At 35.0% G+C, this 21,790-nt stretch carries 18 protein-coding genes; 12 read left to right on the top strand and 6 right to left on the bottom strand.

Features of this window, described 5'->3' with window-relative positions; translation table 11 throughout:
- Positions 1-575 precede the first annotated feature (575 nt).
- The 4 genes from ACVRZD_RS02655 to ACVRZD_RS02670 all read right to left on the bottom strand — a co-directional run bounded on the left by ACVRZD_RS02655 (position 576) and on the right by ACVRZD_RS02670 (position 6,194).
- Positions 576-2,321 (bottom strand): glycoside hydrolase family 13 protein, encoded by a 1,746-nt coding sequence (locus tag ACVRZD_RS02655; protein ID WP_447450241.1) that lies wholly within the window; start codon positions 2,319-2,321, stop codon positions 576-578.
- Between the two features lie 159 nt (positions 2,322-2,480).
- On the bottom strand, positions 2,481-3,317 hold the full coding sequence (locus ACVRZD_RS02660) for a sugar ABC transporter permease (protein ID WP_037626035.1): 837 nt from the start codon (positions 3,315-3,317) through the stop codon (positions 2,481-2,483).
- Positions 3,317-4,678 carry a carbohydrate ABC transporter permease gene (locus ACVRZD_RS02665; RefSeq protein ID WP_037626037.1) on the bottom strand — a complete coding sequence of 454 codons (1,362 nt, stop codon included), beginning with the start codon at positions 4,676-4,678 and terminating at the stop codon, positions 3,317-3,319. Before ACVRZD_RS02665 ends, ACVRZD_RS02660 begins: the two co-directional genes overlap by 1 nt.
- A 262-nt stretch (positions 4,679-4,940) precedes the next feature.
- The gene (locus ACVRZD_RS02670; protein ID WP_037626040.1) at positions 4,941-6,194 is read right to left on the bottom strand and encodes an extracellular solute-binding protein; all 1,254 of its coding nucleotides are present in this window, start codon (positions 6,192-6,194) and stop codon (positions 4,941-4,943) included.
- Positions 6,195-6,421: 227 nt separating this feature from the next.
- Between ACVRZD_RS02670 and ACVRZD_RS02675 the strand changes: the two genes are divergently transcribed.
- The 3 genes from ACVRZD_RS02675 (at position 6,422) to glgP (ending at position 11,333) form a co-directional block, all read left to right on the top strand.
- The gene (locus ACVRZD_RS02675; protein ID WP_037626041.1) at positions 6,422-7,441 is read left to right on the top strand and encodes a LacI family DNA-binding transcriptional regulator; all 1,020 of its coding nucleotides are present in this window, start codon (positions 6,422-6,424) and stop codon (positions 7,439-7,441) included.
- Positions 7,442-7,540: 99 nt separating this feature from the next.
- On the top strand, positions 7,541-9,049 hold the full coding sequence (malQ, locus tag ACVRZD_RS02680; RefSeq protein WP_037626043.1) for a 4-alpha-glucanotransferase: 1,509 nt from the start codon (positions 7,541-7,543) through the stop codon (positions 9,047-9,049).
- Between the two features lie 16 nt (positions 9,050-9,065).
- Positions 9,066-11,333 (top strand): glycogen/starch/alpha-glucan family phosphorylase, encoded by a 2,268-nt coding sequence (glgP, locus tag ACVRZD_RS02685; RefSeq protein WP_037626045.1) that lies wholly within the window; start codon positions 9,066-9,068, stop codon positions 11,331-11,333.
- A gap of 40 nt (positions 11,334-11,373) precedes the next feature.
- On the opposite strand, the gene ACVRZD_RS02690 is transcribed toward glgP, so the two are convergent.
- Positions 11,374-11,679 carry a hypothetical protein gene (locus ACVRZD_RS02690; protein ID WP_037626047.1) on the bottom strand — a complete coding sequence of 102 codons (306 nt, stop codon included), beginning with the start codon at positions 11,677-11,679 and terminating at the stop codon, positions 11,374-11,376.
- A 170-nt stretch (positions 11,680-11,849) separates the two neighbouring features.
- Between ACVRZD_RS02690 and trhO the strand changes: the two genes are divergently transcribed.
- The 3 genes from trhO (at position 11,850) to ACVRZD_RS02705 (ending at position 14,643) form a co-directional block, all read left to right on the top strand.
- Complete coding sequence (gene trhO, locus ACVRZD_RS02695; RefSeq protein WP_037626049.1) at positions 11,850-12,836, top strand: oxygen-dependent tRNA uridine(34) hydroxylase TrhO; 987 nt, start codon at positions 11,850-11,852, stop codon at positions 12,834-12,836.
- Positions 12,837-12,913: 77 nt separating this feature from the next.
- Positions 12,914-13,717, top strand: coding sequence for a cation efflux transmembrane domain-containing protein (locus ACVRZD_RS02700; protein WP_037626051.1), 804 nt, complete (start codon positions 12,914-12,916; stop codon positions 13,715-13,717).
- Positions 13,718-13,731: 14 nt separating this feature from the next.
- The gene (locus ACVRZD_RS02705; protein WP_447450242.1) at positions 13,732-14,643 is read left to right on the top strand and encodes a TDT family transporter; all 912 of its coding nucleotides are present in this window, start codon (positions 13,732-13,734) and stop codon (positions 14,641-14,643) included.
- Between the two features lie 21 nt (positions 14,644-14,664).
- On the opposite strand, the gene ACVRZD_RS02710 is transcribed toward ACVRZD_RS02705, so the two are convergent.
- Entirely contained in the window at positions 14,665-14,841 is a 177-nt protein-coding gene (locus ACVRZD_RS02710) for a DUF3042 family protein (protein ID WP_080730847.1), read from the bottom strand.
- A gap of 119 nt (positions 14,842-14,960) precedes the next feature.
- Between ACVRZD_RS02710 and miaA the strand changes: the two genes are divergently transcribed.
- From miaA to recJ, 6 genes are all read left to right on the top strand, one after another.
- Entirely contained in the window at positions 14,961-15,851 is an 891-nt protein-coding gene (gene miaA / locus ACVRZD_RS02715) for a tRNA (adenosine(37)-N6)-dimethylallyltransferase MiaA (protein ID WP_037626053.1), read from the top strand.
- An 87-nt stretch (positions 15,852-15,938) separates the two neighbouring features.
- Positions 15,939-17,177, top strand: coding sequence for a GTPase HflX (hflX, locus tag ACVRZD_RS02720; RefSeq protein ID WP_155274947.1), 1,239 nt, complete (start codon positions 15,939-15,941; stop codon positions 17,175-17,177).
- Entirely contained in the window at positions 17,170-17,808 is a 639-nt protein-coding gene (locus ACVRZD_RS02725; protein ID WP_037626057.1) for a cystathionine beta-lyase, read from the top strand. Before hflX ends, ACVRZD_RS02725 begins: the two co-directional genes overlap by 8 nt.
- Before the next feature lie 18 nt (positions 17,809-17,826).
- Positions 17,827-18,756 carry a ribonuclease Z gene (gene rnz / locus ACVRZD_RS02730; protein ID WP_037626059.1) on the top strand — a complete coding sequence of 310 codons (930 nt, stop codon included), beginning with the start codon at positions 17,827-17,829 and terminating at the stop codon, positions 18,754-18,756.
- Positions 18,756-19,520: an SDR family NAD(P)-dependent oxidoreductase gene (locus ACVRZD_RS02735; RefSeq protein WP_037626061.1), complete on the top strand. Its 765-nt coding sequence runs from the start codon at positions 18,756-18,758 to the stop codon at positions 19,518-19,520. The genes rnz and ACVRZD_RS02735 overlap by 1 nt, the downstream gene beginning before the upstream one ends.
- The gene (recJ, locus tag ACVRZD_RS02740) at positions 19,517-21,724 is read left to right on the top strand and encodes a single-stranded-DNA-specific exonuclease RecJ (protein WP_037626063.1); all 2,208 of its coding nucleotides are present in this window, start codon (positions 19,517-19,519) and stop codon (positions 21,722-21,724) included. The genes ACVRZD_RS02735 and recJ overlap by 4 nt, the downstream gene beginning before the upstream one ends.
- The last annotated feature ends 66 nt before the right edge of the window (positions 21,725-21,790 follow it).

Consider the following 21,790-nt stretch of genomic DNA (forward strand, 5'->3'; position numbering starts at 1 on the left):
GACGACAAAATCAAATTTCTGCGAAACTACTGATTTATGAACCACTCTCAAAGTGATATAAATGATAAGGTTTATTTAACCAATCCATCAGTGATAATTTCCACATAGTATTTCTACATGAAAATAAATGTAAAGTGAAAGGAATAGAAATTGAAATTGAATCAGTTCCAATTGCAGTGAACCATTCGCATATGTTAATTTTAGTTACCATGCTGAAGAAACTGATTGCTATAATATACCTATTAGTCACATCCCCTAAGATAGATAACTTGTGCAAAGATGAAATCTATCTAAGAGATGCTAGAGACTATCAATGTAGTATAAACGATAATAGGTTTAGATAAGTGCAGTGTAAATATTTGCACGTGTTGGACCATCAACCACTGATGTTTCAACACGCGATGATTGCTGGTATCAAAATAGAAAAACCAAGAGCTACACTAGATGAATAAACAAGTACTAAAGCTATCAATGTTTGGTCAAGGTTAAAAACTTTTAAGATCGCGTAAATTGCAATCATTGACATGAAAGCAGGGAACTCTTACTCAATTATTGTTTTAAACTAATTTGAAAAATTAATATATGATGAAGCCATGTTTTTTTAGAGTATTTCCTTCATATTCGTTAGAAAGAAAGCTTTTCGAGATAGAACATGTGTAATCTTCTCCAGCATTGAAAATAGCTGAAATACTTTGATTTTCTAGAGTAACCTTAAAGCTTAATAAATCTTTTTGGTCATCTAAGTGTGTAATCTTAAGTTCTCCTAAACTAATGAGTTGACTATGTTTTTTTCTTAGGGAGATTAAGTCACGATAGAAATCATGAAGTGAACTATCTTGTAATTCTTTTTCCCAAGGCATACAACGTCTGCAATCGGGATCCTGACCGCCAAGTAATCCTAACTCATCACCATAAAATATAGCTGGAGAGCCTTTTTGAAGGAACATGAAGGCTAAAACAAAACGCATTAGGGTTTTATCATTACCACAAAGGTCAATTAATCTAGGCATGTCATGCGCAGCAAAGAGGTTAAACATAACTTGATTAGTTTGTTCACGATAAAGCATGCTTTGACGATTGAGATCTCCAATCATTTGAGATAAAGTAATATTGCCATAGGCATAATGAGATAAAATACAACCCGTATAGGCATAATTCATCACTGCGTGAAACTGATCTCCGGCTAACCAAGGTTGGGAGCTATGCCAGATCTCCCCCATAATATAGAAATCTTTTTTAGCACTATCACAGACATTGCGAAACTCTCGCCAAAAAGCGTGATCAATTTCATTTGCTACATCTAATCGCCAACCATCGATATCAAAATAATCGATCCAATAACGCGCAACAGATAGTAGATAATGACGGACTTCAGGATTTGCCGTATTTAGCTTTGGCATATGCTCGTCAAAAGCAAACATATGGTAGTTTGCACGGGTATTCCATTGGCCATCAACACAATTATTAGTGAAAGATATAGGGAACTGATTAATATGGAACCAATCTCTAAAGCGAGAGGATTCACCATTTCGTAAGACATCTTGCCATTGGTATGAGGTTGAACCGATATGGTTAAATACGGCATCCATCATAATTTTAATACCACGTCGATGACAATCTTCGACTAATTGTTTAAAGAGGACTTTATCACCAAAATGTGGGTCGATTTCAAAATAGTCAATAGTGTCATATTTATGATGCGTCGCGGCTTTAAAGATAGGACAAAGGTAAATACCATTAATACCCAGATCTTCTAAGTAGTCTAATTTATCGATGATGCCTTGAAGGTCTCCTCCATAAAAATCACTGTAATGGGGTGTTCTAAGACTATCCCAGATTTGAGTTATTTTAGGATCATTTGAAGGATCACCATTAGCAAAACGATCAGGTAAGATAATATACCAAACGGTGTCTTTTACCCATTGAGGTGCTTGAAATTGATCGGCAGCATGCATAAATGGAAAGCGGAAGTAATGGCCTGCTGAACATAAGTGATTATCATCATCATTGACTAGCCCATGCTCTGTATAGAGCATGGATTCGCCAGAATTAAAGGTAATTCTAAAAATATAAGAAAGGCGACGAAACTCAGCATTAATAGCGATTTGATAATAATCTGCATCTTCAGTACTTGCTCTTAAGAACAGTTTTTCTGATTCTTGGTACCATTTTTGGTCATCAAGCAAATAGGGATCACCCTTAATGACTTCTACTTGAGAAACATCATTTTTAGCTACTCTAAGTCTTAAATGAATAGTATCATGATCATAGAGGTAGGCCATCTCACTTTCAGGACGATGATAAACTGCAGAACGGTTCATAAGTAAATCTCCTTTTAGTCATTTCATCCTTATTTTACACCATTTGAGGGCTCAATGCAACCGATTGCGTAACAAAAAAGTTTCTGAAGTCGATTTTTTAGATAAACATAAAAAAACTAGCTACTAAGAGCTAGCTTTAGACTATTAAATATATTTGAATTATTTAACTGATCCACCAGTAATACCTTCAACATAATACTTTTGCATAAACATAAAGAGAAGGGTAATTGGAATTGCGATTAAAACAGAACCAGCGGTAAATGCCATAAACCAATCGTTAATTGTATCGGGTTGTAACATAGAGAATAAACCAATAGCAACAGTATATTTGCTTGTGGCATCTCCTAAAATAACTTGAGCAAAGATAAAATCAACCCAAGGTCCCATGAACGCAATTAATGCAGTATAAACGATGATTGGTTTTGATAAAGGTAACGTAATCTTAAAGAATATATCCATTCGACTTGCACCATCAATCATAGCTGATTCATCAAGTGAATATGGGATGGTGTCAAAGAAGCCTTTAGCAATATAAAATCCTAGTGCCGCACCTGCTGAATAAACAAGTACTAAAGCAGTTAAAGATTGAGTCAAGCCTAGTGCTTTTAATATGTAGTAGATAGCAATCATACTCATGAAGCCAGGGAACATATTTAGAACAAGCGCTAATTTTAAGAAACCATTACGGTGTTTAAACTTGATTCGACTTAATGAATAGGCCATAGCAACTGTGATAAAAGTTGATATGATACAAGTAAAGGTAGCAACAACAAAGGTATTTACAAACCAACGACCAAAAGGGAAGGACTCATTTGTAAAAAGTTTAATGTAGTTCTCTAAGGTAAACGTTTTTGGTAGAAAGTAGTTAACATAAGCTGTTCCTTCACCACGAAAACTTGTTAGAACTACCCAAGCGATTGGGAAAAGCCAGATAATAGATAAGATAATCAATGTGGCATAGACAAGACTAAGTTGGAATCGACGTTTATTTTTCATTATTTAGCAACTCCTTCCTTGTATGATGCTGTTCGGGTGTAAGCTAGTAGACTAAAGACGGCAGAAACGATGAAGATTAAGATACCGACTACAGAGGCTAAGTTATAGTCTGAGGCCGAAACGGTCAGTTTATAGAGCCAAGTTACAAGCAAATCAGTTGATCCAGCTTGATAGTATTGTGAATTAGTAGGTCCACCACCTGTTAAGAGGTAAATAACGTTAAAGTTATTGATATTACCAATAAACTGTTGAATCAAGTTAGGAGTCATAATCATCAAAATTTGAGGGAAAGTAATAGACTTGAAGACTTGGAATTTACTTGCCCCATCAATTTCAGCAGCTTCAATTTGTTCACTTGGTAAGTTCATGATAATACCAGTGGCAATTAACATGGTGAATGGAATACCGATCCACATATTGACAAAGATAATTGAAAATTTAGCCCAAAGAGGATCTGACAAAAATGGAAGTGGATTGTTAGTTAAACCTATACTAGACAATAGTGAATTTAATGGTCCTTCATCATTAAGTAAGTTACGCATAATGAGCAAAGAGATGAATTGAGGGACTGCAATGGTAATAACAAAAATAGTCCGCCACATTTTCTTAAGTTTCAAACCTTTTGTATTAATTAGAAGAGCTAAAATAATACCAAAGAAGAAGTTGGTCACAGTGGCAAAAACTGCCCAGATAATTGTCCATGAAAATACAGGAAAGAAGGTTCCAGCCATACGACCAGTCAGGACATTACCAAAGTTTGCAAATCCTACCCAATCAAATAGTGATTTTGGAGGAAGATGATTATGGTCGTAACTGGTGAAAGCCAAACAAATCATATATACCAAAGGCAAAACAGTGAATAAGAGGACGCCAATTAATGGAACGGTCATCAAAGTCATATGGAAACGACCATTGGTTAAGGTAAGGAAATCTTCTTTGAAACTTGGAATAGAAGATTTTTCTTTTTTCAAGACATAGAGATTACGGGCACTTTTTAGGTTGCACCAATAAATATAAAGAAAAAGTAGACAGAAAATGAGGGAAGCTAATCCAAAGATGAGCAACAACATAGAGTTATCACCATCGACTGTTACTTGTATATTAATCCCATCAATTTTTTTAGTCACTACCCCTTGAGTTTGTGTTCCCAGAGTAATTAAACCGAAAAAAGAAGGGATAATTTGTGAGATGAAAGCAATCAGAAAAATAATTTGACTGATTAGAAATAGTGTTCCTTTAATGAATTGTTTGTTTGCTATATTAGCAAATCCCATGATAAGAGTGGATAACTTAATATCAACTCCACCTTTTTTGAGGGCTTCAATCACAGAAACTTGTTGTGACAAGCTTGATTGAGTCATAGTGAATCTCCTTTTTGTGCTTCATAAAAATCCATAAACTACTTGTTTTTGGAGATAACAAAGTGTTACATAAATTTTTAAAGTTTTAAAAACTTAAGTAGCACTTGGCTATTCTAATCAAAAACAAGTAGGAGTGGGACTGAAGTTCCAAATAAAGTTAATGGAGCTCAGTTCCACTCCCAATAAGTTGAGAATGCTGGTTTTAGATGACCAGAAGTTTCTCACTCCTGTTCTTGTTATGATAATCTTTTAATGTAGTGACTTATTTAGCAGCAGCAATATCTTTGTCGAATTGTTGAAGCTTAGCAAGGTAGTCACCTTCTTTAATTTTACCATTGTATGTATCGCTAAGAATAGCAGCGCTTTCAGCCCAGAAGGTGCTCATTTGGCTTAGTTTAGGCATAACAACAGTGTAATCTGATGAAGATCCCATTTTAATAACAGTTTTGGCAAGTTCGTTTGATTGAACTGCTTCTGAATTTTGAACAGTTTTGTTAGCCGGAACGATGTTACGTGTTTTGAATTGATTTTCCTGGCTTTCAGCACTTGTTAAGTATGAAGCTAATTTATAACTTGCCGCGATACGTTTAGTGTCACCTTTAGCAGGTGCTTGGTTAACAGCGTAAAGTTTTACTCCAAAGAAAGCTTTTTGTTGAACAGTTTCTCCACCGATAGTAACTTTTGGATATGCTGAAACCCCAAGATTTTCTTTTCCAATAGCTTCTTGAGCAGCTTGATAATCCCAAGGACCAGATTCAAATGATGCAACAGAACCATCACCAAACTTAGACATAACGTTGTTAGCATCTAAGTTAACAAAACCTTTGTTTTTAGATTGATCTGCAATCCATTTAAGAACAGATACGCCTTTATCATTACCCCAGTTTGTTCCTGAAACATCTTCACCAGTTTTACCAAATAGAGCGTTACCAACTGACATAAATAAAGGTCCAGTAGCATAAGCATTTGCTTGTTTGAAGGTTCCACCAAAAGTAGCTTTTGAAGTGATTGTGTCGTATGAAGCGACATCTTCGGCACTTAATTTTGTTTTATTATAGAAAAGTACTTGAGACTCAATACCAAATGGGAATCCATAAGTTTTCCCTTTATATTGAGCACCTACGATTGCTTGCTCAGTGTTATCTTTTTTAATTTCACTTACATATTTCTCTGGAACTTCTTGAATAACCCCAGCTTCTGATAGTTGTCCTAATTTATCATGAGGAAGTGAAAATACATCTGCAGCTGTAGTTGCATCTTTCAAGATTTTCTCTTGAACTTTTGGATCTTCAGATTCAACAACTTTAACTTTGTAGTCAGAATCTTTTTCAAATTTAGCAACTACGTTGGCATATGATTTTTTAGCTCCTGTTGGAACCCAAAGTTTAATTGTTTTCGCATCTGCACCTGTTGCTGATTCTGATTTATTTTTTACTTCAGACCCGCAACCCACTAATAGGGCACTAGCAAGTGATAAACTTGCTCCACCGATAACTAATTTTTGCCATGATTTCATAGCTTATTTCCTCCTAAGATAAATTTTCTTATATCTATATTATGCAACCGTTTGCAGTAATTGTCAATACTTTTTTTAAAAAATTATTTAATTCTTTATAAAATTTTTTTTAAAAGGAAAATCTAAGCTGTAGAGATAGTTGATTTTTACGCATAAAATTGTATAATGAAAAAATAAAACATATTAATGAAGTTTGTTTCAATAGGAACACTAAGGAAGAGGCAAGGATGGTTACAATAAAAGATGTTGCTCAAAAAGCAGGAGTTAATCCATCAACAGTAAGTAGGGTTTTAAAAGATAATAATACCATTTCTCAAAAAACTAAAGATAAAGTACGCAAAGCAATGAGTGAATTGGGTTATGTCCCCAATGTTGCTGCGCAAATGCTTGCTAGTGGTTTAACTCAAAACATTGGCTTGGTATTTCCACCAATTACTTTCAAAGACCGACTCAGTGAACCGTTTTTTATGCAAATTTTATCAACAATTACAAATGAAGCAAAAGCAAATCATTTTACAGTTTCTATTGCAACAGGTATGACTGTAGCAGATTTAGAGGAACAAGTTAAATTAATGCATCTCCAAAAACGTGTCGATGGGTTTATTGTTTTGTATTCTGAACAAGAAGACCCTGTAAGACGCTATCTAATGGCTAATCAGATTCCATTTGTTATTGTCGGGGCACCCGAAGGGTTTGAAAATAAAATAACCTATATAGATAACGATAACCAGTTGATGGCTAAATCGGCAGTCAATTATCTCTATGACAAAGGTCATAAAAAAATTCTTTTTATTACTGACGATTTATTGTCAGAAGTAGCATCAGAGAGATATATAGGGTATTTAAAAGGCTGCATGAAATTAGGATTAGATAATAAACCAATGTTATTGTTTGATCGTAAGGATCCTTTTTTAATTGAAAATATAATGGAGACTATCAAAGAGTTTCAGGCAAGTGCTTTAATTGTAATTGGTGATATATTATCTGTGCGTGTTACTCAGCTATTATCTTATTATAATTTAAAGGTACCTGATGATATTTCTATTATCACCTTTAATAATTCTAGCTATGCAACATTGGTTCATCCTTACCTGACAACATTTGATATTAATGTTGAAAATTTAGGGATTGTTAGTTTTAAACAGTTAATGGAAATTATCAGTTCTAAACAATCAACACTCAGTCAAAAAATATTTGTTCCCTTTACACTTAAAGAGCGAGAGAGTGTTCGAAATATTTCTAAATAAGAAAAAGAAGCATTTTTAAAGAATGTTTCTTTTTTAGGTTGACTTACGCAAACGGTTGCGTTATAATTTCAACATAGATATTTACTGTAAGGAGAAATTATGAGCAAACGAGCAAGTGGCATTTTAATGCATATCAGTTCATTACCAGGAGAGTTTGGTATTGGGACATTTGGTAAATCAGCTTACAACTTTGTAGATTTTTTACGAGAAAGCAAGCAATCTTATTGGCAAATTTTACCATTATCGATGACAAGTTTTGGTGATTCCCCATATCAATCGTTCTCTGCAGTTGCTGGTAATACACATTTTATTGATTTTGATAGTTTAACAAAAGCTGGCTATCTAAAAAAAGCAGACTATGAAGACATTGATTTTGGATCTGATCCAGAAGTTGTTGATTATGCAGTGATTTTCAATAATCGACGTCCAATCTTGGAAATTGCCGTTAAGAATTTTATGACTAGTTCAAATGGTTTGAAGCAATTAGCAACATTTGAAGAAAGTGCAAGTTGGGTTAACGATTTTGCTGAATTTATGGCAATTAAGGAATATTTTGGCAACAAAGCATTACAGGAGTGGGATGATCTTGCAATCGTTAAACGTGAAGAAGCTGCACTAGATTATTACCGTGACAAACTAAAGGATAGTATAACTTATCATAAAGTGTGTCAATTTTTCTTCTACCAACAATGGCTCGAACTAAAATTATATGCTAATACTAATGGCATCGAGATTATTGGTGATATGCCAATTTATGTGTCCGCTGATAGCGTTGAAGTTTGGACTATGCCAGAGCTTTTCAAAGTTGATTCTGACAAAAAACCATTATATATTGCTGGTGTACCAGCTGACGGATTTAGTGAAGATGGGCAGCTTTGGGGCAATCCAATTTATAATTGGGTGGAACATGAAAAAACGCATTTCGCTTGGTGGGTTTACCGTATTAAAGAAAGTATCAAACTTTATGATAAAGTTCGTATCGATCATTTCAAAGGTTTTTCTGATTTTTGGGAAATTCCTGGCGGTGACACTACGGCAAGAAATGGTCACTGGGAGTCTGCACCTGGTTTAGCTTTATTTGAAACTATTCGTGAAGAATTAGGTGACTTACCAATTATTGCAGAAAACTTAGGCTATATTGATGAGAGAGCTGAACACCTCCTCCAGTCCACAGGGTTTCCTGGCATGAAAATTTTGCAGTTTGGACTTTATGATGAAACCAGTCAAAGTTTTGATTTACCACATCACTATGATACTAACTGTATTGTTTACACAGGAACTCATGACAATGAAGTCGTAAATGGTTGGTATGAGAATATGACAGTTAAGCAAGCACGATTTGCAGAAACTTATATTAATCGTAGTGAAGATGAGTCCATTACAGAAGCAATGCTTAGAACAATCTTTGCATCTATTGGGGATACAGCCATTTTATGTATGCAAGACTTACTTGATAAGGGTGCAAGCAGTCGTATGAATATGCCAAATACAGTTGGTGGAAACTGGCAATGGCGTATGTTGGAAGAAGAATTAACAGATAACCATAAAAACTATTTGGTTCATCTCACTGAACTCTATGGAAGAGCAAATAGAACAACAAAAAAATAATTGAAACGAGGAAATCATGAATACATTTACAAACTATGCGGAAACTCAATTAGGCAAATCACTTTCACAAGCAAGTAATCAAGAAATCTATGTCACTCTCTTAAATTTTGTTAAAGAAGAGGCAGATGGTAAAACAAAAAATACGGCTAAACGAAAAGTTTATTACATTTCTGCAGAATTTTTAATTGGGAAGTTATTGTCAAATAACTTAATCAACCTTGGCATTTATCAAGACATCAAAGAAGAATTAGCAGCTGTCGGCAAATCAATTGCTGAAATTGAAGATATAGAGTTAGAACCTTCTCTTGGAAATGGCGGATTAGGACGTTTAGCATCTTGTTTTATTGATTCCATTTCAAGTTTGGGAATTAATGGTGAGGGTGTCGGCTTAAATTATCACTGTGGATTATTTAAACAAGTTTTTAATCAAAATGAACAAGAAGCAGAGCCAAATTACTGGATTGAAAAGGATTCATGGTTAGTGCCAACTGATATTTCTTACGATGTTCCTTTTAAAAACTTTACTTTGAAATCACGCTTAGATCGTATTGATGTTCTTGGCTATAAACGTGATACAAAAAATTACTTGAATTTGTTTGATATTGAAGGGATTGATTACGGACTTATTAAAGACGGCATTTCATTTGATAAGACTGAAATTGCTAAAAACTTAACCTTGTTCCTTTATCCAGATGATTCAGATAAAAATGGTGAGCTACTACGCATTTACCAACAGTACTTTATGGTATCAAATGCTGCGCAATTACTAATTGATGAAGCGATTCAACGTGGTTCAAATCTTCTTGACTTGCCTGAATATGCTTACGTTCAAATTAATGATACCCATCCTTCAATGGTCATTCCTGAATTGATCCGACTATTGACTGAGAAATATGATATGACCTTTGAAGTTGCCGTTTCTATTGTGAAACAAATGGTCGGCTACACAAACCATACAATTTTAGCTGAAGCATTGGAAAAATGGCCATTAGATTATTTAAACGAAGTCGTTCCACATTTGGTTACTATCATTGAAAAATTAAACGATATGGTTGTTTCAGAAAATAATGACCCATCTGTAGCAATTATCGACCAAGAAGGTCGTGTTCATATGGCACATATGGATATCCATTTTGCAACAAGTGTAAATGGTGTAGCAGCCTTACATACGGAAATACTTAAATCGAGTGAGTTAAAAGCTTTCTATCAATTGTATCCAGAGAAGTTTAACAATAAAACAAATGGTATTACTTTCCGTCGTTGGTTAGAATTTGCTAACCAAGATTTAGCTGCCTATATTAAAGAACTAATTGGAGATGATTACCTCACTGATGCTGCAAAACTTGAAAAATTATTAGCCTTTGCTGATGATAAAGATGTTCATGCAAAATTAGCTGAGATCAAGTTTAATAACAAGTTAGCATTGAAACGTTACTTGAAAGAAAATAAAGGCATTGAATTAGATGAAAATTCAATTATTGATACGCAAATTAAACGTTTCCATGAGTACAAACGTCAACAAATGAATGCCCTTTATGTTATCCATAAATATTTGGAAATCAAAAAAGGGAATTTACCAAAACGTAAAATCACTGTTATCTTTGGTGGTAAAGCTGCGCCAGCTTATGTTATTGCTCAAGATATTATTCATTTAATTTTATGTCTGTCAGAATTAATTAATAATGATCCAGAAGTTAGTCCATACTTAAATGTTCATTTGGTTGAAAACTATAATGTGACAGTTGCTGAACATTTAATTCCAGCAACAGATATTTCAGAACAAATTTCTTTAGCTTCAAAAGAAGCTTCTGGAACTGGAAATATGAAATTTATGCTAAATGGTGCATTAACATTAGGAACAATGGATGGCGCTAATGTAGAAATTGCTGAATTAGCTGGCATGGAAAACATCTATACCTTTGGTAAAGATTCTGATACAATTATCAATCTATATGCTGATGGTGGATATGTTTCAAAAGCATACTATGATGCTCATCCACAAATTAAAGAAGCAGTAAACTTCATTATTAGTCCAGAAATGATGGTACTTGGTAATGCAGAAAGATTAGCTCGTCTTTACAAAGAATTAGTTGTTAAAGACTGGTTTATGACCTTAATTGATTTAGTAGAGTATATTGAAGTCAAAGAAAAAATGCTTAATGATTATGAAAATCAAGAACTTTGGATGACCAAAGTTGTGCATAACATTGCTAAGGCAGGCTTCTTCTCATCTGATAGAACAATTGAACAATACAATGTTGATATTTGGCATTCAGAAAATTAAAAAAAAAGCAACTAAGAAATTTTCTTAGTTGCTTTTCATATCAATGAATTAATAATTTGCGAATAATAATATCCTGATCGGTATAATTAGTTTGTAATATTGTAATAATCTCATCGTATAACTTTGCAATTTCGTGACGTTTTTTTGGCTGTTCATTGCCAATATAATGAAATTGGCACTCAATTGTAAGAAATAATTCATGGAATAAGGTATTAACGCGTTCCAATTTTGCTAAAAGATCCTGATCATTTTTAATAAAATCAGGAATTTCATTGTCTTGATCTAATTGGGCATCCTCAACTGTTAATGGGTAAGTCCCATATTCTAAACATAATTCATAAGTCATGAAAATCTCCTTTTTTGAAATGATATCTTCTCATTTTGTCATATATTGGAATTAAAGTCAAAATATTAGATGTTGATAAAATTGTGACATCATACACAAGCTAAAGTTTTGCATGCCTACATTATTTTTAGCTATAATAGACTATAAGTTTTTTTATTATAGGAGATATTATGTCTGAAAAAATTAGAGTATTACTCTATTATAAATATGTTGCTATTGAAGATGCCCAAGAATATGCTGCAAAACACCTTGAGTTTTGTAAATCAATTGGTCTAAAAGGACGTATTTTGATAGCTGATGAAGGTATCAACGGAACTGTTTCAGGGGATTATGAAACCACTCAAAAATACATGGACTGGGTTCATGCAGATGACCGTTTTTCTGATTTGTGGTTCAAAGAAGATGAAGAAGATGCCCAAGCCTTCAAAAAAATGTTTGTTCGTTACAAGAAAGAAATCGTTCATCTTGGTTTAGAAGATGATAACTTTGATAGCGATATTAATCCTTTGGAAACGACAGGTGAATACTTGTCACCAAGTCAGTTCAAAGAGGCTTTGCTTGATGATAACACAGTTGTGTTAGATACGCGTAATGATTATGAGTATGATTTAGGACATTTCCGCGGAGCCATTCGCCCAGACATTCGTAATTTCCGTGAACTACCACAATGGGTTCGCGACAATAAAGAGAAATTCATGGAAAAACGCGTTGTTGTTTACTGTACTGGCGGCGTTCGTTGTGAGAAATTCTCGGGTTGGATGGTCCGTGAAGGATTTAAAGACGTTGGGCAATTACATGGTGGGATTGCTACTTACGGTAAAGATCCTGAGGTTCAAGGGGAATTGTGGGACGGTGCCATGTATGTCTTTGATGAACGGATTGCAGTGCCAATCAATCATGTCAATCCGACCATCATCGCAAAAGACTACTTTGATGGGCAACCTTGTGAGCGTTACGTGAATTGTGCTAATCCATTTTGTAATGAACAAATTTTTGCCAGTGAAGCAAATGAAGCCAAATATGTTCGTGGTTGTTCACCAGAATGTCGTGCACATGAAAAGAATCGTTATGTTGCTGAAAACCAGCTTAGCCGTGAAGAATGGGCTAGTCGCTTAGAAGCAATCGGTGAGACATTACCAGTAATGGAAACAGTTTAAAAAATTCGGGAAACCGAATTTTTTTATTTTGCTGTGGTATAATAGAATTAATTTGTACAATTAGTAGAGGAGTAGGAATGACCTATTTAAAAACGATTTTTCAGATTAATAAAATGGATTGTCCCAGCGATGAACAATTCGTTAGAATGGCATTATCTGATTTCTCAGCAATTACTGATATTTCAGTTAATTTAGAGAAAAGACTGGTGGAGGTGACGCATCAGGAAAAACCAGAACACCTTCTACAAGCTATTAACAAACTCCATTTGGACGCACAGATTATCAATAGTCAAAAAATAGAAGAGCCTCTGAATCTTGAAGCAAAACAAGTGATACAACGCTTTATTCTCTGGCAAGTCCTGATAATCAATCTGACATTCTTCCTAATTGAAGAGTTAGCAGGTTATTTTTTCAATTCACTTGCTCTCTCAGCTGATGGCTTAGATATGTTAGCTGATAGTTTAGTCTATTCCTTAGCATTGATGGCTGTAGCCAAATCAGTATCTCGGAAGAAACAAGTTTCTGCTATTGCAGGCTATCTACAACTTATGTTAGCTCTAATGGGTTTTGGCCAAGTGATTTATCGAGTAATTAATCACCAGTATTTACCAAATGGGATGGGGATGATGACTATAGCAATAATGGCATTGGTAGCAAATATCCTTTCATTGTACTTAATCTCCAAAGCAGATCATCAAGAAGTTCACATGAAAGCTACACAACTGTTTACATCAAATGATATCTTGATTAATGTAGGGGTTATTGTTTCTAGTGTTTTAATTGGCATTTTCCATTCGCCTATTCCGGATTTAATAATTGGTACTCTTATTTATAGTATTGTGATAAAAAGTGCCTACTCCATTATTCAGTTATCAAAATAAGGAGAAAGGTAAAAATGAAGAATTTAAAAAAACCACCACTTTTAATGGCAGGTTTAGTATTAGGAATGCTTGCCCTAGGGAACCTTTTGGGGCATTATAGTAATAGTTTAAAGTATGGTTTAGCTGGCTTTGCCTTTATTTTCTATCTTATTTTAATAATTGGGATTGTGAGAAACCTGAAACAAACTAAAGTCGAACTGCAGTCACCTATAATTGCTTCTGTTTTTCCTACATTTTTTATGGCTGGAATGTTATTTTCATCCTTTGTTATTTTAAATTGGCAAGTAATGGTAGCTCAGTTATTTTGGTGGCTCTTTTTTATTGGTAATTTGACGTTAATGGCTTACTATATTTGGACGTTTGTTATTAGATTTAAGTGGCAATCAGTTTTTCCATCATGGACAGTTCTTTTTGTTGGGGTTGCGATGGCTGGCTTAACAGCACCTGCCAGTCACCAGTATCAGATTGGTCAACTGATCTTTTGGGTTTGTCTTGTTTTTACAGTTGCCATTTTTCCAGTTATCTCTAAGAAGGTTTATAAAATGGGACTACCTGAAGCAAATATGCCAAATATTTCGACCTTTTGTGCCCCACTTTCCCTTCTGTTAGCTGCATATTTAGTTACGTTTCCAACACCAAATCATAACATGGTTATTATCTTGACAGTTAGTTCCCAAATGGTTTACTTGTTTGTCTTGGTCCAACTACCAAAACTAATCAATCGACCTTTCAATCCAGGTTTCTCAGCCTTCACTTTTCCTTATGTTATCAGTGCGACCTCTTTAAAAATGTCTTTAGGATTTTTGGGGCTAGAAAATAGTTGGAAGTTACTCGTACATATTGAAGTAGCAGTCGCAACTGTCTTAGTTGTAACAGTTACTGCTTTATACATCAGATTTTTAGCAAAAAAAGAAGCTGTGGTTTAGACCATAGCTTCTTTTAACATGTTAACGAGCTACGCGACGGCGAGCAGCTTTTTTACGGTTTTCCTCAATAAATGCTTCTTTTTCTTCTTCAGGTTCAATAATAGTCTTTTTAACTGCAAATATTGCTCCTGCAACAGTTGCAACAGTTGCAAAGACGCCAGTTGCTAAACCTTTAGCGAATTGATATTTTTTAGCCATAGTTTTTCTCCATTTCATATACAGACATGATATGTCTTTTTGTACTTATGTTATAATATATGGTAACGAAAAAAAGAATAAATATCAAGGAAAAGACGTTTTTGATATGAAAGAGTTATATGAAAAATAAAGAAAAAATAATAGTTGTCATTGGACCAACGGCAGTTGGGAAGACGGCAATGGGAATTAATTTAGCAGAAAAGTTTAACGGTGAAATTATTTCTGGTGATAGTCAGCAGGTTTACAAAGGATTAGATATTGGTACCGCTAAAGCAAGCAAATCAGAAATGAGAGCCGTACCTCATCATTTAATTGACATCAAAGAAGTAACTGAAAGCTATTCGGCCTTTGATTTTGTAGAAGACGCAAAGGAAGCTATCAAAAATATTGAAGCAAAAGGAAAACTACCAATCATTGTCGGAGGAACCGGCTTATACATTCAAAGTTTGATTGAAGGCTATCATCTAGGTGGGCAGGTTAATCAAAGCGAGCTTTTGAACTATAGACAAGAATTAGAGTTATTATCTGATTTAGAACTTTTTCAGCTACTTGATGCTAAAGAGATTGTTATAGAGCAAGTAAATCGTCGACGTGCAATTCGTGCCTTAGAATTAGATAAGTTTGCTCTTGATTTGGAAAACAAAGAATTTCCTTACGATGTTTTACTCATTGGCTTAGATGATGAACGTTCTGTTATTTATGACCGGATTAACCAACGCGTCGATAAGATGGTCGAGTCTGGACTGTTAGAAGAAGCACAATGGTTATTTGAAAATCATCCAAAAGCTCAAGCAAGTCGAGGAATTGGCTATAAAGAACTCTTTCCATATTTTCAGGGAGAACTGTCATTGGAAGCATGTCTTGACAAATTAAAGCAAAATACACGACGCTTTGCAAAGAGACAACTGACTTGGTTTAGAAATCGAATGCAAGTCACATTTTTTCAGATTAGTGATCCTGATTATCTTCCAAAGGTTGATCATTTTGTTAACCAATTTTTAGAAAAATAATACGGATTCAAAGTGTGAAGCAAAGCGTATTATTGGAGAAATATGGTATAATAAAGCTTACGGAATTTGGAGGCTAAACTTATGGCAATGACTGAAACAAAAGTAGAAAAAGAACGTGTTATTCTCTTAGGGGTTGCCTTGCAAACTAGTGAAAACTTTGACATGTCTATGGAAGAATTGGCAAGTTTAGCTGAAACTGCGGGTGCCCAAGTGATTAATACCTATACTCAGAATCGCGAAAAGTATGATAGTAAGACTTTTATAGGTTCAGGGAAATTAGCAGAGCTAAAAGACATTGTCGAAGCAGAGGAAATTGATACAGTAATTGTTAATAATCGCCTAACTGCACGACAAAATTCTAATTTAGAAGCTGAACTCAACGTAAAAGTTATTGATCGTATGCAATTGATTCTGGATATTTTTGCTATGCGTGCGCGAAGTCACGAAGGTAAGTTGCAAGTTCATCTAGCTCAGCTTAAATACATGTTACCGCGATTAGTTGGTCAAGGGATTATGTTAAGCCGACAAGCAGGAGGAATTGGTAGTCGAGGACCCGGGGAAAGTCAATTGGAACTGAATCGTCGGTCAATCAGAAATCAGATTACCGATATTGAAAAACAACTGGCGATTGTTGAAAAAAATCGTCAGACTATTAGAGATAAACGAATTGGTTCAGAAACCTTTAAAATTGGTTTGATTGGCTATACAAACGCTGGTAAATCGACGATTATGAACGTTTTAACAGATGATGGTCAATATGAAGCAAATGAATTATTTGCTACACTTGATGCCACAACCAAACAAATCTACCTTCAAAATCAATTTCAAGCGACACTAACTGATACGGTAGGTTTTATCCAGGATTTACCAACAGAATTAGTTGCAGCCTTTAAATCGACATTAGAAGAAAGTCGACATGTGGATTTGTTATTACATGTCATTGATGCCAGCGATCCAAATCATACTGAACATGAGAAGGTTGTTTTGGATATTCTAAAGGATTTGGACATGTTAACTATTCCTAGATTGGCGATCTATAATAAAATGGATATTGCAAATGGATTGACTGCGACAGCTTTTCCTAATGTTAGATTATCAGCTCGAGACAAAGATAGTCGACAAAGATTAAGAAATCTGATCATCGATCAAATTAGAGACAGTTTTGTGCCTTTTTCAATTAAAGTGCATCAAGATAAAGCTTATAAATTATATGCTTTGAATAGGGTAGCTCTTTTAGATAGCTATTCTTTTGAACAAGAAGTTGAAGATATTTCAGGTTATATTGCAAGTAAGAATAAATGGAGATTAGAAGACTTTTATGACTGATTTTGTGTCACTAGCACTTACATATGGTGGGTTTACTAGTTTAGATAAACCTTATTTAGAAAATAGTTTGGCAACCTTATCTGATGCTGAGAAGTTAAGGTTTATAACGCCACCTCCGAGTGTTATCAATGCCTATTTTGCAGAGATTTATCAGAAGCAATCACCTAAAGATGCAACTGATTATTATTTTCAATTATCACAAGCATTAAACTTATTACAAGATCAGCCAAGTTTTGAGGAAGTAAAACCATTTGTTCGCTTAAATCTATCTGGTCAGTCATTCGGTTTTTCTTATACTAAATCGACACAAGAAGATGCTATTGTCTTTTCAGAAAATGCTGTTCAAGTAGATCAGGCCTTACTATTTGAAATTACCCAGATTTTTCCTCATTACCATGTTTATCTGAAAGATAATCATATTCATATGGCCTTGTCTAATTGGGATTTTTCACAAGCAAAAGATATCAGTCCAGAAGGTGTCTTATTAAGCAAAGTATCTCAACGATCAGATGACATTATTTGTATTAGTGGTTATAACCAAGATGAAGTCTTAGACATAGCAAAAGCTTATGATGGCCAATTCTTCTATCAATTTAAAGAGCGAGAATTCAAGATTTATATTACCAATTAATTAGAAAGAATAGACTGAATGGAATTACAATTTTTAGGAACTGGTGCTGGTCAGCCGGCCAAGCAACGCAATGTTTCTAGCTTAGTATTAAAATTACTAGATGAAATTAATCAAGTGTGGATGTTTGATTGTGGTGAAGGGACGCAACGGCAAATTTTGGAAACAAGTATCAAGCCACGAAAAATACAAAAAATATTTATTACCCATTTACACGGAGACCATATCTTTGGCTTACCTGGCTTTTTATCAAGTCGTGCCTTTCAAGCTAGCGATGAGCAAACAGACATTGAAATTTATGGTCCAGTTGGTATCAAAGACTATGTCCAAAATTCTTTAAAAATATCAGGCTCACGTCTTCCCTATCAGATTACTTTTCATGAATTTGATGACAAGACTTTAGGCAAAATTTTAGAAACAGATAAGTTTATTGTTTATGCTGAAAAATTAGCACACACCGTCTTTTGTATGGGATACCGTGTTGTACAAAAAGATTTGGAAGGCACCTTAGACGCTGAAGGCTTAAAAGCTGCAGGTGTTAGTTTTGGTCCTTTGTTTGGCAAAATTAAAAGTGGTCAAGATATTATTCTTGAGGATGGTCGAAAAATCTTTGCTAAAGATTATATTTCAGCACCAAAATCTGGAAAAATCATCACAATTATCGGTGATACCCGTAAAACGCCTGCAGCTGAGAGACTTGGTAAGGATGCCGACATCCTAGTCCATGAGTCAACTTATGGTAAAGGTGATGAAAAAATTGCTCGAAATCATGGGCATTCAACTAATATGCAAGCAGCTCAGGTTGCTAAAAATGCCGGTGCTAAACGTTTGCTTTTAAATCACGTATCTGCCCGTTTTTTATATAGGGATTGCCGCCAAATGGAAAAAGATGCTGCAACTATTTTTGAAAATGTTAAAATCGTTAAGGACTTAGAGGAAATTACAATCTAATGGCAAATAGAAAAATAGTAATCACAGGGGCTTCAGGTGGTCTAGCAGAAGCTATTATCAATTTATTACCTTCTGATGATTTTTTGATATTATTGGGACGTGATAAAGAAAAACTAGAACAGATGTATCAAAATAGAGCTAATAAAGTCACGATTGCTCTTGATATTAGTGATAGCCAAGCAATTGAACAGGTTGTAGAGGCAGTTAGTCAAGAATACGGAACCATTGATGTTTTAATCAACAATGCTGGCTATGGTGCCTTTAAACGGTATGACCAATTTGAGAGTCATGAAGTTGAGGCTATGTTTAAGGTTAACACATTTGCATCCATGCATTTTGCTCGACTTTTTGGTCAGCAAATGGCTGCGCGTGGAAGTGGACATATTATTAATATTATTTCAATTGCAGGCTTAGTCTCAACAAGTAAGTCAAGTGTCTATTCTGCGACTAAGTTCGCGATGATTGGATTTACCAATGCCCTTCGCCTAGAATTAGCTGATAGCGGAGTCCTTGTCACCAGTATTAACCCTGGACCAATTAAAACCAAATTTTTTGACATTGCCGATCCAGATGGAAATTACCTCGAATCGGTTCATAAAGTTGCTTTAGAGGCAGATCAAGTCGCTCAAAAAATTGTTGCTTCAATTGGTAAAAACAAGCGTGATATCAATATGCCCTTGTTATTAGCTCTAACTGCAAAATGGTATGCTCTTTTTCCAAAGTTTTCAGACTATTTAGCAAGAAAGGTTTTTAATTTTAAATGATAAGAGCCAAATATGATTGGAAGATAGATGACAAGAAGCCAGATGATGGCTTCTTTAAACTAGCAAATAAAAAAGGACTGAGTGAAGCAGTCGGTCGTCTCTTTTTTGAAAGAGGAATTGATACAGAAGAGAAATTAGATCATTTTTTGCGTTCAGATCTTTCGGATTTACATAATCCTTACCTCTTAAATGATATGCAAAAAGCTGTTGAACGGATTCGAACAGCAATAGAAAACTTTGAACAAATATTGGTTTACGGTGATTACGATGCAGATGGGATGACATCCGCATCCATCATGAAAGAAACACTTGAAATGATGGGTGCAGAAGCCATTATTTATCTGCCCAATCGTTTTACAGACGGCTATGGACCCAACCAAAGTGTCTATAAGTACTTTATAGAGCAAAACCAAGTTAGTTTAATTATAACAGTTGATAATGGGGTAGCAGGTCACGAGGCCATTGCTTACGCGCAAGCAACCGGAGTAGATGTGATTGTCACAGATCATCACTCCTTACCCGATCAATTGCCTCAAGCTTTCGCAGTTATTCATCCAGAGCACCCAGAAGCTAATTATCCTTTTAAAAAATTAGCTGGCTGTGGGGTTGCCTTTAAACTTGCCTGCGCCTTGCTTGAAACAGTTCCAACAGAATTTTTAGATTTAGTGGCTATTGGGACCATTGCGGACATGGTTTCTTTGACCGATGAGAATCGTGTTTTAGTTAAGAATGGCTTAAAAGTCTTAAAAAATAGTGAGCGCCAAGGTTTACAGGAATTAATGGCTATTTCAGGAGTTGATTTTGATGCTATTGATGAAGATACAGTAGGTTTTAAAATTGCTCCACAATTGAATGCTCTAGGGCGGTTAGATGATCCTAATCCAGCAATTGAGCTCTTGACTGGCTTTGATGATGAAGAAGCCCATGATATTGCTGTCATGATTAATGAAAAAAATGAAGAACGCAAGAATTTAGTTCAGACAATTTATAATGAAGCTGTGCAAATGATTGATAGCAGTAAGTCGGTCCAAGTTTTAGCAAAAGTAGGTTGGCATCCTGGGGTTTTAGGGATTGTCGCAGGTCGAATTCTTGAAGAAATTAGTCAAACGGTTATTGTTTTAACTATTGAAAATGGTGTGGCTAAAGGATCAGCACGGTCAATTGAAGCCTTGAATATTTTTGATGCTTTAAGCCATAAAAGAGAAATCATGACTGCTTTTGGTGGTCATAGTGGTGCTGCGGGGATGACATTGCCAGCCGAAAATCTCCCTGCACTCTCAGAATCATTATGTGATTACGTTCGTTCGAAATCGATTGATACCCAAAAGAAAAATACGTTACAGATTGATAGCTGGTTAGAGCCAGAACAATTGACTTTAGACTTCTTAAAAGAATTAAATCTGCTTGCACCATTTGGAATGGATAATGAAAAGCCGGTTTTTGCTCTAAAGGAGTTCACACTTGTTCAAAGTCGAACAATGGGAAGTGATCAAAGTCATTTGAAATTACGTATTAAAAAAGGCACACTGGAAACTGATGTTGTTGCCTTTAACCAAGGTCAGTACAGTCAAGAGTTTAGTCAATTATCCGATTTAGAGTTAGCAGTCACTCTAACTGTTAATTCTTGGAACGGTAATACAAGCCTGCAGCTCATGTTAGTAGATGCCAGGGCAACCAAGAGTCCTCAATTGTTTGACTTTAGATCAAGGAATATGACTTTACCTGAGTATGTTTCGGATATCATGGCGGAAACGGATAGTCAGGAAGTGGCAATCGTTACATTACCAGAGGATTTGGAAGCTTTGCGTCAGCAATTCCAAGATAAACCCTTTGAAGCTATTTATTTTAAAAATGTGATTGAAAAGCCTTATTATTTAAGTGGATTTGGTAGTAAAGAGCAGTTTGCCAGATTGTATAAAACCATTTATCAATTTCCAGAGTTTGATGTTCGCTATAAATTGAGTCAATTAAGTGCTTATTTGAACATAGACCAGCTGCTTTTAATAAAGATGATTCAAATTTTTGAGGAATTGGAATTTATCACGATTAAGGATGGTTTAATGTCTGTTAATAAAGATGCTGATAAACGAGATATTGCAGAGAGCAAAATCTATCAGGACTTAAGACAACTTGTGAAATACCAGGAATTGATGGCTCTAGCTACACCACAAGAAATTTATCGTTTTTTGTTGGGTGATGACTAATTTAGCTCATTTGTATAGGCAACTCTCCATTTTTTAAAACACTTATCTGCTTTAATTTACGAATGT

This window comes from Streptococcus hongkongensis (assembly GCF_053206145.1).